Genomic DNA, 11,768 nt, shown 5'->3' with positions numbered 1-11,768 from the left:
CCAAGGCTTGTGCCAACTAAACAGCCAACTTGACCTCGACAGCCAATTTTATCCTACCGCTTCCTCCGCTTCACATTCCCACCCCGCTGTCCCGGCCTGCCAGCCGTTGACCGCCCACGCGATTTCACTGCGTCTTCCGAAGCTTTCTCGACCGCCCACTGGCGCGCCATCGGGTCGTCGGCGACAGCGAGGTCGACGGCTTCCAGACGTTTGATCTCATCCCGGATGTTGGCGGCCTCTTCGAATTCCAGGTTCTCGGCGGCTTTACGCATTTGCTCGCGCAACCCGTCCAGATGGGCCTCCAAATTCGCACCGTGCATCGGTTTGTCGATGGTGGCGGTGACGCGGTTCATGTCGACGTCACCTTCATAAAGACCGGCCAGAACGTCCTCGACATTCTTCTTCACCGTCTCCGGGGTGATGCCGTGTTCCTCGTTATAGGCGATCTGCCTGGAGCGGCGGCGGTTGGTTTCGTTCAGCGCGCGCTCCATCGAGCCGGTGATCTTGTCGGCATACATGATCACACGGCCGTCGGCGTTCCGCGCAGCGCGGCCGATGGTCTGGATCAGCGAGGTTTCCGAGCGCAGGAAACCCTCTTTGTCGGCGTCCAGAATGGCGACCAATCCGCATTCGGGGATGTCGAGCCCCTCGCGCAGCAAGTTGATGCCGACCAGCACGTCAAAAGCACCTAACCGCAGATCGCGCAGGATTTCGATGCGTTCCAGCGTGTCGATATCCGAGTGCATGTAGCGGACTTTGATGCCCTGTTCGTGCAGGTATTCGGTCAGGTCCTCGGCCATGCGTTTGGTCAGCGTGGTGACCAGCGTTCGGTAGCCATCGGCGGCGACCTTACGCACCTCGTCCAGCAGGTCGTCCACCTGCATGCTGACGGGCCGGATTTCGACCTCGGGGTCCAGGAGGCCGGTCGGGCGGATCACTTGTTCGGTGAAGACGCCGCCGGTCTGTTCGATCTCCCACTTTGCAGGGGTGGCCGAAACGAAGACGGATTGCGGGCGCATGGCGTCCCATTCTTCGAACTTGAGGGGGCGGTTGTCCATGCAGGACGGCAGGCGGAACCCGTGCTCGGCCAGCGTGAACTTGCGCCGATAGTCGCCCCTGTACATGCCGCCGATCTGCGGAACGCTGACGTGGGATTCATCGGCAAAGACGATGGCATTGTCGGGGATGAACTCGAACAGGGTCGGGGGCGGCTCACCCGGCGCGCGGCCCGTGAGGTAGCGCGAGTAGTTCTCGATCCCGTTGCAGACGCCGGTGGCCTCAAGCATTTCCAGATCGAAATTGGTGCGCTGTTCCAGACGTTGGGCTTCCAGCAGCTTGCCCTCGCCAACCAGCTGATCCAGCCGGATACGGAGTTCCTTTTTGATCCCGATGATCGCTTGGTTCATCGTCGGCTTGGGCGTCACGTAGTGCGAATTCGCATAGACGCGAACTTGCTCCATCGTCGCGGCACGTTCACCGGTCAGCGGGTCAAACTCGGTGATGGTTTCCAACTCTTCACCGAAGAATGAGAATTTCCAAGCACGGTCCTCAAGGTGGGCGGGCCAGATTTCCAACGAGTCGCCACGTACCCGGAAGGACCCGCGCTGAAAGGCCTGATCGTTGCGGCGGTACTGCTGGGCAACCAGATCGGCCATCACCTGCCTCTGGTCATACTCATGGCCGACCTTCAGATCCTGAGTCATCGCCCCGTAGGTTTCCACCGAGCCGATACCGTAGATGCACGAGACCGACGCGACGATGATCACGTCATCACGCTCCAACAAGGCCCGCGTGGCCGAGTGGCGCATCCGGTCGATCTGTTCGTTGATCTGGGATTCTTTTTCTATGTAGGTGTCTGAGCGCGGCACATAGGCCTCGGGCTGGTAGTAGTCGTAGTAGGAGACAAAGTATTCGACCGAGTTCTCAGGGAAGAAGCCCTTAAACTCGCCGTAAAGCTGAGCCGCCAGCGTTTTGTTAGGGGCAAGAATGATCGCTGGGCGCTGAGTCTCTTCAATCACCTTCGCCATGGTGAAGGTTTTGCCCGTCCCGGTTGCCCCCAAAAGAACCTGATCACGTTCCCCGTCATTTACACCGCCTGCCAGTTCCTTAATCGCCGTCGGCTGGTCGCCAGCCGGGGCGAATTCGGTGTGCATGACAAACTGCTTGCCGCCTTCCAGTTTCAGGCGCGCGCGCACGTCTTCGGCGGTTAGCTGGGTCTTGTCGGAATGGGCGTAGGGCATAGGCAGGCTCCGGATCAGACCTCTACATTTGTTCTTATTTTGTCCAACTGCAAGGGCTGATCCGGTCTGGGAACCTCTGATTCAGTAATAGGCGGGTTCAGCATCCGGTATGTGATCCGAATTAACCTTGTTGGCCAGTGCCTTCAGGTTGCTGTCAAGAACCTTCGACATCATCATTTTCATCAAAGTCTGCCCTAAAAACCAGCCGAGGGGGCCATATTTCACGGCATAATCCATGCTCCAGATCACCCGGGTGCTAGCCCCGTCCAGCGGTTTGATTGCGATCGTGGCATGCGCATCGGTTAGGGGCATCGCTGTCATATCGGAAAGGCGCACGCTGTAACCTCGGTTGGGGTCCCACTCTGTCACCTCTTCGACCAAAGAGGTTCCGTTCTCAAAGTAACAACGCCGCTTTGACCCAATGCCATTTGCCCCATGCGTCAGGGCCTCGACATATGCGATCTGTGGGGCAATCTCGTCTATCTGCATAAACCGGCTGAGTACCGCCCAGATGGCTTCGGGGGTCGCGTTGATTTCAAGGGTTCGTTCATAATGGATCATCTGCTCAATCCTTTGGCTGATCTTTCGAAAATCATAAGTGTTGCCAATGACAGTTCCTGTCATCACGATGTTGTTGTGCTTCGCGACAATTGTCATCTTGTCCCGGGCCGCGCTCTGACGCATAAACAAGCCCATCAAGTGAATACGGAGAGGCGACATGCGCGCACGGATTTACCAGCCTTCGCGAAACGCGATGACCTCAGGGATGGCCAAGACCCGCAAGTGGGTTTTGGAATACGCCCCTGCTTCGGCGCGCGAAGTTGATCCGCTGATGGGCTGGACCTCGTCCAATGACACGCAAACCCAGGTGCGTCTGAAATTCGACTCCAAGGAAGAGGCGTTGGACTACGCCAAGGACAACGGCATCGATGCACAGGTGAGCGAACCGCACAAGCGCAAGCCGAACTTGCGGGCCCGCGGCTATGGTGAGAACTTTGCCACAGACCGGCGTGCGCCCTGGACTCACTGACAAGGCATCCTGAATGATGGACATCCGCGAAGCCGATCCCGGCGCCGAGGAAATGCGCGCCATCATTCAAGCCCATTTCGCGCATAGCGCAGCAGCTGGCCCTGCTGAAAGCAATCACACAATGGATGCAGGCTCACTTGCCGCCACCGGAGTGCGATTTTGGGCGCTTTATGAGGACGGCTGCCCGTTGGGGTGTGGCGCGCTAAAGGCATTGCCCGACGGCACCGCCGAGGTCAAATCAGTGCATATCTTGGCCGAGGCACGTGGTAGGGGGCTTGCGAGGGTGATGATGAAACACCTTGCGCAGATCGCGCAAGATGAAGGACTATCTGCGTTGGTTTTGGAAACTGGCGCTGACCATCTGCAAGGCTATGACGCGGCGCGCAAGCTATATGAATCGCTGGGGTATTCATATTGCGGTCCGATTGTAGGTTACGAAAACGACCCAAACAGCGCCTTCATGCGCTTGGCTCTTGAACCCGCCCGCTAAAAGCCGCAAGAAGGGCTCAGCGGTCCCTTAGCTCAACTGGATAGAGCAGCTGACTTCTAATCAGCAGGTTGAGGGTTCGAGTCCTTCAGGGATCGCCACTCCATACCTTCAAAGCTGAGTATCCGAGGCCGATTCGGATACTTTTGTGAACCTTCGGGTTGCGGATGAAAAATCCGTCGTATCGGCATGAGATATGGCTTGAGTTAGAGAACGCATTACGACCTGAGTTTGGACAAAATTACGCCCAGAATAGCCAATAGCCGACGCAGAGAAAGTGACGGAATACGGACTGGGATCCAATGAAAAAGATTGCTCTTCTTCTTGCCTTTTTGCCTGCGGCTGCATTTGCAGAAGAACGCGTGTTTGAATGTGACGCGCCGGATGCAGAACATCCGGAAATGGCAGCCAAACTGGTTAAATATGACGGGCAGCAAAAGGGCCACATTACAATAGGTGACATCGACAAAGACGTGGATGTATTCCCCGGCCTCGACACTTTGACCTACCTGTATATTGGCGATGGCTACACACTGCACTACAACGTACACCCGGAAAAAGGCACCTTCGACTACTCGGCTTCAGGAAGTAAATCCGGCTGGGGCAAAGGCGCGTGTCGGGAAATTACGGGGCAATAATTGATTTGAGCGGACGGCGCGACCAAGGCGCTGATATTGGTGCGCTTTTCGATAGCTCAGGCGTTCATTGCCTTCCAATTCTGGTTGGTGGCGAAATAGGTATCCCTCTGCGAACCAAGTTAGGGGTTCCAAAAAATGAAATGCAAGTTCTTGTCGGTCCTCACTTATCAAGCAATAGTGAGCCGATCCAAGAAGTAGTAAAGTAATTAAGCACCAAGGCGGAACTTGGTCGGTGTCATTCCGGTTTGACCTCGGAAGAAGCGGGTGAAATGGGACTTGTCGGAGTAGCCGAGCATCAGGCCGATCTCCGCTATTGTCATCTTGTCTTCTCGGAGGTGCTTCTTAGCGACATCGACACGCAGCCGTTTGATCTCACGGGGTAGCGTCGTGCTTTGTTGCTGAAGCGCTTTCAGAAACCGATCCGGCTGTATTCCCAGCAATCCAGCCACCCGCTCTGATCCCAAATCGGTTTCGTCCAGTTTGTCGCGTAAGACAGATCGCAAAGCAGCTACCACGGTCACTTCTTCATCTTGTCGAGGCGAAGCCAATGGTTTGGTCGAGCCTTCAGAGACGTGGAGCAAAAACAACCATTCCACAGGAAAACTAATCTGCATTCCGGGATCAGTCCCAAGGCCAACCTCGATCCCCTTGTAGTTGATAGGCAGGCCAGTGATGTATCTGCTTTCCCATCGAACACGGGAAGGGTTCCAGGAGTCTCCGACGACTGTCTGCAATAGGCGTACGTAGATTGCGGCTCCAAAAGCGGTAACCTGAACCGGTGGGACAGTCGGTTCCTGTTGCCTCTCGATTCGATAAGTCGCCCTGTCAGCTTCAATGACAAGGCTGTGCCGCACAGAGTTTGACTCCTGCGGTACAAGCCCAACAAAACGGGCAAAAAACTCGAACAGACTCGTTGTCGATTGCAAGGCTTGAGCGAACGGAGGCCATCCTTGCAGGTCAAATGTTTCTCCGACATGCAGGCCAAGGTATCGATCACCGGACAACTCTGAGAAAGTATTCACCAAGCCGTAAACCAACTCTGAGTGTACAAATACGGATGGGTCAGACAGCAGCTCGGCCTTCAAGCCGACCTGGTCCAATGCTGATTGCGGATTGATTTTACGTTCGGTCAGATATTGCAGGAACGGAGCGGCTAAAGAGAGGCGAATAAAGCCCTCGCTATGCTCTTGAGAGGTGGAGTTGAAAGGCAAGCCCGTCACCCTTGTTTAGATTAGTTTTCCGCAGTGGCCAGTTTTTCAATCACATTCGAACATCTTAACTCAAAAGTGGCAACCGAGCCAAGGTATTCCAGACTACAGTTTGTAAAACATGAATATGAAGGGAGTACTTATGTCTGATCTACGATTGTCCCTTTGCTCGACGGTAATTGTCGCTGCAGCTCTTTCTTTTTCAACGTCCGCGCAGGCTCAGGATCAAGAAGAACCCCAAACGCTGTTTACCAATGTGCATGTTTTCGATGGCGTGAATGAACAGCGTATCGAGAATGCCAGCGTATTGGTCGAGGGTAATCTGATTAAGGCCGTATCAACCGATGCGATCGATGCCCCCAATGCGACAGTCATTGATGGAGAAGGACGGACATTGACCCCGGGCTTCATCGAAAATCATGCACACCTGATGCTGCCTGGGCCGACATTACCCGCAATGGAAGCCAACAGCACTTGGGAAGACCTTGCGATACACGGCACTCAAATGGCTGAGATGTACTTAATGCAAGGCTTTACTACCGTAAGAGATGCAGGTGGCGCTAATGGAGGTCTTCGTCGTGCAATCGACAGCGGGACCATTGCCGGGCCGCGTTTCTACCCTGCGGCTGCATTTCTAAGTACGCGTGGTGGCCATGCAGATTTCGCCAACTTTACGGCGCCTGTTGGCCAGTCTTCAAACTTCAGCCGTCTGAATATGGCCCAGGAAGTCGACAGTGTCTCCGAAATGTACAAGTTTGCTCGTAATAACTTCCGGATGGGAGCAACACAACTGAAGTACATGCAATCAGGCGGTGTAGTTTCAGCGTTTGACCCGTGGCAGTTGTTGGCTGGATCGACGGCAGAATTAGAAGCGGCCGTGCAGGTTGCAAACGAATACGAAAGCTACGTCATGGCCCATTCCTACCGAAAGGAAACTATCATGGCGGCTCTGAATGCTGGTGTGCGATCAATTGAACACGGCTTCATGTTCGATTGTGAAATATCAGCGCTGATGGAAGAGAAAGGAGCCTACATCACAACCAATCTCACAGCATTTGATCCAAATCTCTTTGATATTCCTGCCATTCGAGATGTCCCAGCCAGCTTACGAAAAGCACAGTCCGCTACGCAGGCTTTTGGCGACTACATAAAAAACATGAATGAGTGCCCAGCCAAAAGAGGGTTTCACACGGATTGCGTAGGTTCTGTGGCAGCCTGCAATATTCAAATTGCCTATGAAAAGCATCTCAATAATGAGTTCTTTGGTTCCCACGCCTCTTTGGTCGCAATGACATCTACTGGCGGTGAAATCGCTGCTTTGTCCGGGTCGTTCATGAACCCCTATCCTGAAGGCAAACTGGGCGTTATTGAGGAAGGAGCCTATGCGGATATCCTGCTGATCGACGGCAACCCGCTTGAAGACTTCTCGGTTGTTGGAACGGGTGATCAGTGGTTCGGTGCCGACCCAAGGCCTGAAAGCCCAGATACGATCCGACTGATCATGAAGGATGGTGTGATATACAAAAACACACTGGATTGATCGAAAAATGTAGACAGAGTTTGCTCATGCCCCATTGGTCTCGTTTCGTCATTCTCGCAGGGTTGTTCTGGTGTGGTCATCCTGCCATGGCGGCGCCTGGAACCGTGTTGGATTGGTCTGACCTGCCTGATCCGTCTGTGCAAGTCTTTGAAGACCCCTATCGTGATCTGAGCGCTGAACAGTTCGACGATGTCCTTTACGTCGTTCGGCTGCGCGGCAGATTGCAGCGGGACGTTGGCAGCAATGAAGAAAGGCAGAAATGGCAAGAGCTTCTGACCGAGACTGAGGACGCCTTGGCGGCAAATGGTATTGATGTCGACTGGCTGCTCGATCAGCGAGAGGCTGTGAAGGAACGGCGAAGAAAAGCAGGAACAAACGGAAATCCGCAATTCGACGGTCAGATAGTTACATTGGCGGGCTTTGCCATTCCTGCCTCGAATGATCCTGACGGTCGGCCTGTGGCGTATTTGGTGCCAGAACGTGGGATGTGTAGCCATATGCCTCCACCTCCGCCCAACCAAATGATCCGTGTACGGCTAAATGGGGACTGGACGCCCAGCTACTTCCACGAACCCGTTCGGCTGACTGGCACGCTCACTATCGATCCTTCTGTTCAGAATATGATGGTTGTGGACGGCCTCATGCCAATGAATGCGACATTCCAGTTGGAGACGGAGAGGGTCGAGACTCTGGAAACGGAGGCAGACAGGCTGGAATGGAAACAGCGCGCCGCTGATCGCATCCGAGCGGCGGGCGATCGCAAGACTGGCGGGGCAAAGGTGTCCGAATGATAAGATTTCTGGTTGCCGCATTGAGTATTGCCTTTGCTGGCGCAGCGTCGGCTCAGGGACTATCCGGGCCATCTTCGGTCGAAGCTGATCTAGAGCCCGGAGATGGGCTAACCGATCCGCAATACCGTTTCGATTTTCCGCGCAATATCGCTCCGGGTTGGTTTCAGTGGAAAGACCGACTGGCCGAGGAAGGATTCCGCTTCAACATTGATTACTTGGCATTGGGCCAATCCACAAATGCTGATCTGGGAACCGGCGAAGCGGCCAGTGGGATTGCGCGTTTCTACGGTAGTTGGCAGGCAACTGAACGCGGCTCTCTGACATTCAAGATCGAAGATCGGCACAGCTACACCGATGTCGCCCCACAGTTTTTGGGGCTGGATGGCGGAGCCCTTTCAATCACGGGAACAGCCTTCAACGATAATGGTCTGCTGCTAACCAATCTGTTCTGGACCCAAAGGGCCGAGAACGGTTCGTGGACGCTGCAAATTGGCCAGATTGATGTAACGGACTTTGTGGATATCTATGGGTTGGTCAGCCCCTACAGTGGTTTCCAGAACCTGTCTTTCAATACCAACCCAACTATTAACACGCCCAATCAAGGCCTTGGCATCGCCGGAGGGGTAAAGCTGAGCGAAAACTTCTACGCTGTTGCGAGCGTCTCAGATGCAAACGCCGACCCGTCTGATCCAAACTTTGATGTGTTTAGCGATGGCAATCTCTTCAAGTCACTCGAACTTGGTTACACCTCTGGCTTTGATCGCATTTACTTCGACAATATCCACCTGACCCTTTGGCATGCGGATGCGGCCGACGATGGCAGCCGCCCTGAAGATTATGGGGCCGCGTTCTCAGCGGCTTGGTTTGTTGGCAATACATGGATGCCATTCTTTCGGGCAGGGGCATCAAAAGGGACAGCGGCGCTTTACGATCGGTCGGTTTCTGCGGGTCTGGGATATTACGGTCGCAATACCGATCTGGCCGGGCTGGGCCTGAACTGGGCCGAGGCAAGAGGCATAGATGGTGATCAATTCACTCTGGAAGCATTCTACCGGTTTTCAATCTCGCCCGGACTGCAGATCACGCCATCGCTGCAGTTCATTTCTGACCCGCTGCTGAACCCCACCCAGGATAGCATTACGCTGTTCGGTCTAAGAACCCGGATCGTTTTCTAAAGTGGGGCGAAAGCAGGCGCTAAAAATAACTAAACACATAGTTTTGTCGATAAATGGGAGGATCCGTCCATGCGCACCTTGTTTCTGGCGGGCACGTTGTCTGTTTTTTCAACACTATGCGCCGCGCAGACTTACGATGTCGTCATTCTCAACGGTCGGGTAATGGACCCGGAAACCGGGTTCGACCAGATTGCTAACGTTGGAATAAGTAACGGCTGGATCACTGCGATTACCGACGAAGATATTAACGGCAGCCAGTCCATCGATGCGACAGGGCACGTTGTGGCGCCCGGATTTATCGACCTTGAGCAACACGGTTTGGACCCTTGGGGTATCAAAGTGAACCTTAGGGATGGCGTCACAACTCAAATGGATTTTGAGGTCGGAGCCGCTAACATTGATGAATGGTATGAGGCACGAGAGGGTTCAACGCAGGCAAATTATGGCACGGTGGTTGGACAAGAATTCGCACGGATGCGGGTCCATGACGGCCTCGTGCTTGAAGGTGGAGATATAGACTTCCGGAACTTCTTCGCACTGAGGGCGCAATCTGTTGAAGACGGCGTCGAGGGGTGGTCTTCTGTACCAAGCAACCGTGAGCAGATGAACGAAATCACTGCCCAGCTGGATGAGGGACTACGTCTTGGAGCACTCGGTGTGGGATCGACCATCGGCTACGCCCGCGAAGGTGTTACCACCTATGAGATGTTCGAAGCGCAGCGGGCTGCGGCGCGTTACGGTAGATTGACCTCCGTCCATCACCGATTTCATCCCAGTGCTTCGACGCCGACAGAAACACAGACGGGTGTAAATGAAATCTTGGTCAATGCGATGGTGCTTGGCGCCCCGCTGCACATTCATCACGATAACGATTATGGATGGTGGGAAAATCAGGAAAAGCTCCAGATGGCCCGCGACCAAGGTTACAACGTCTGGTCCAGCTACTATCCTTGGACTGCCGGGTCGGGAAACTACGGAGCTTCGATCATCGCCCCTGAAAACTGGGAAGGTTCGATGGGGTACAAATACGAAGACACTATCTTTGATCCCCAGCTCGATCGCTTCGTGACAAAAGACGAGTTTTTGAACTTCGCTGAGAATGAACCGGGACGGACAGCCATAGTTTTTAGCCCTCCAAGAGAGCAATGGCTGAATGATTGGATCACCATCGCAGGCTATGGCATCTCGGGCGACGGTATGGCCGGGCTAGACATCGAGGGCAACTTGATGAGTTGGGATGCTCCCTACGAAGACTATGCCGGGCATCCTCGGTCAGCAGGCAGCCACGCGCTTGTCTTGAGGCTGGCTCGCGAAGCGAATGTGCCGCTTATGCTCACACTCACTCAGTTAAGTTACATCCATGCGAAGCGATTAGGTGACACAGGTTTGCGAGCAATGCAGGTGCGTGGGCGTATGCAAGAAGGCATGGTTGCGGACATTACGATTTTTGATCCGGAGACCGTGACCGAAAAGGCGAACTATACTCTCGGTCAGCAAGGTCTACCATCAGAAGGCATTCCGTACGTGCTCGTTAACGGAACCATTATTGTTAAGAACAGTGAAGTTCAGCGAGATGTTTATGCGGGACAGCCGATCCGGTTTCCAGTCAAGGAGAGCGGGCGTTTCGTTCCGGCTGGTCGCGAGCAGATCATGGGTATTCTCACGCCGGATACCGGCACGGCCCGTCCAACACTGCTCGATGACATCACAAATAGTGAAGCTAGTGTCGCGCCTGCCATGACACCGACTAATCAGTTTGCGTCGTTAGAGCCGACCGACCCTTTTGATTGGTTTACACCTCGCAACGGTCTAGATGACGGTGCCCTGTTCTTTTGCATCGTGCATGCTCGCTTCGAGGACCGTGCAACGGTAAAACATGATTATGCGAAGGCCATGATGTCCAAAACGGGCGGATTTAGAGGTGCTAGTCGCGTAAGACCTTGATACATCGCGGGGAAAGGATGGTGGGTGATGAGAGAGTCGAACTCCCGTCATCTTCGGTGTAAACGAAGCGTTCTATCCCAATCCGCACATGCAGCTAAGTGCTGTATCCAACTGCCGCCACCAGCATCCTATTGTAAAGATGTCTCGTGTTGTCAGTAACTTGAGGCTTTCATAATCAATATCAAAGTGCAAGTCGGTAAATGGACTCCAATCTAACCGATGGTGTGCATAACGGTGGAATTGCCGCTCATGTGCAGCGGTGTTGCAGCGGTCGCTACGTGCCGTGGGGGGGTACGGGGGCAACTGGCCACCCAGTGCGGGCTAGATACCGTCTCAAAAAAACGTGCTGCAAATTCTCGTCCGGTCCAAAAGCCGACGTTCAAACGATCTGCAGCTAATGACAACCTCGAGCCCAGAGCAGAAAAATGGAAAAACTGGCTCTGTTGACCGCGGACAACTCGTGTCAGCGAGCGCCTAGTATCAAATTGGGAATTAAAAAATTGCCTTGCGCTTGCTACTTTGCCCCGGCTCGAGCTCACTAAAGCGTATGACACCACTCACGACAGAAAATGAGGAAAAAAAGTTTGCATCTAATTATTTTGAATATAACAAGTTAGCACTATCTAGCTGCAGTGTATTTACAAGATACTTTCGCGTTTAGTGAACAAATTTACAAAATTTTGTTTTAAATCCAGTAATTTGTTGTGAAGTTTTC

10 protein-coding genes and 1 tRNA gene are annotated in these 11,768 nt (G+C 53.8%); 8 read left to right on the top strand and 3 right to left on the bottom strand.

Annotated elements, in window-relative coordinates; genetic code table 11:
- Positions 1 to 53 precede the first annotated feature (53 nt).
- Both uvrB and ACR0IU_RS12965 read right to left on the bottom strand, forming a co-directional pair.
- Positions 54 to 2,240: an excinuclease ABC subunit UvrB gene (gene uvrB / locus ACR0IU_RS12970; RefSeq protein WP_480716540.1), complete on the bottom strand. Its 2,187-nt coding sequence runs from the start codon at positions 2,238 to 2,240 to the stop codon at positions 54 to 56.
- An 81-nt stretch (positions 2,241 to 2,321) separates the two neighbouring features.
- On the bottom strand, positions 2,322 to 2,897 hold the full coding sequence (locus ACR0IU_RS12965) for an SRPBCC family protein (protein WP_480716539.1): 576 nt from the start codon (positions 2,895 to 2,897) through the stop codon (positions 2,322 to 2,324).
- Between the two features lie 61 nt (positions 2,898 to 2,958).
- On the opposite strand from ACR0IU_RS12965, the gene ACR0IU_RS12960 reads away from it, so the two are divergent.
- The 4 genes from ACR0IU_RS12960 (at position 2,959) to ACR0IU_RS12945 (ending at position 4,395) form a co-directional block, all read left to right on the top strand.
- Positions 2,959 to 3,270 carry an ETC complex I subunit gene (locus ACR0IU_RS12960; protein ID WP_170544393.1) on the top strand — a complete coding sequence of 104 codons (312 nt, stop codon included), beginning with the start codon at positions 2,959 to 2,961 and terminating at the stop codon, positions 3,268 to 3,270.
- A gap of 13 nt (positions 3,271 to 3,283) precedes the next feature.
- Entirely contained in the window at positions 3,284 to 3,760 is a 477-nt protein-coding gene (locus ACR0IU_RS12955; RefSeq protein ID WP_480716538.1) for a GNAT family N-acetyltransferase, read from the top strand.
- 21 nt (positions 3,761 to 3,781) lie between these two features.
- Positions 3,782 to 3,858 (top strand) — tRNA-Arg (locus ACR0IU_RS12950).
- 201 nt (positions 3,859 to 4,059) lie between these two features.
- Positions 4,060 to 4,395 (top strand): hypothetical protein, encoded by a 336-nt coding sequence (locus ACR0IU_RS12945; RefSeq protein WP_010442450.1) that lies wholly within the window; start codon positions 4,060 to 4,062, stop codon positions 4,393 to 4,395.
- Between the two features lie 206 nt (positions 4,396 to 4,601).
- Here ACR0IU_RS12945 and ACR0IU_RS12940 read toward each other — a convergent pair whose 3' ends face one another.
- The gene (locus ACR0IU_RS12940) at positions 4,602 to 5,606 is read right to left on the bottom strand and encodes an AraC family transcriptional regulator (protein WP_170781158.1); all 1,005 of its coding nucleotides are present in this window, start codon (positions 5,604 to 5,606) and stop codon (positions 4,602 to 4,604) included.
- Between the two features lie 139 nt (positions 5,607 to 5,745).
- On the opposite strand from ACR0IU_RS12940, the gene ACR0IU_RS12935 reads away from it, so the two are divergent.
- From ACR0IU_RS12935 to ACR0IU_RS12920, 4 genes are all read left to right on the top strand, one after another.
- Entirely contained in the window at positions 5,746 to 7,143 is a 1,398-nt protein-coding gene (locus tag ACR0IU_RS12935; RefSeq protein ID WP_480716537.1) for an amidohydrolase family protein, read from the top strand.
- Positions 7,144 to 7,169: 26 nt separating this feature from the next.
- Positions 7,170 to 7,934, top strand: coding sequence for a DUF3299 domain-containing protein (locus ACR0IU_RS12930; RefSeq protein WP_480716536.1), 765 nt, complete (start codon positions 7,170 to 7,172; stop codon positions 7,932 to 7,934).
- Positions 7,931 to 9,109, top strand: coding sequence for a carbohydrate porin (locus tag ACR0IU_RS12925; protein ID WP_480716535.1), 1,179 nt, complete (start codon positions 7,931 to 7,933; stop codon positions 9,107 to 9,109). Before ACR0IU_RS12930 ends, ACR0IU_RS12925 begins: the two co-directional genes overlap by 4 nt.
- Positions 9,110 to 9,178: 69 nt before the next feature.
- A complete protein-coding gene (locus ACR0IU_RS12920; protein WP_480716534.1) occupies positions 9,179 to 11,053 on the top strand; it encodes an amidohydrolase family protein in 1,875 nt (624 codons plus the stop codon).
- Positions 11,054 to 11,768 lie beyond the last annotated feature (715 nt).

The sequence above is a fragment of the Ruegeria sp. CL5 genome (genome assembly GCF_056536485.1).
The sequence above is the reverse complement of the archived record's forward strand: the minus strand, read 5'-3'. Positions and strand labels throughout refer to the sequence as shown.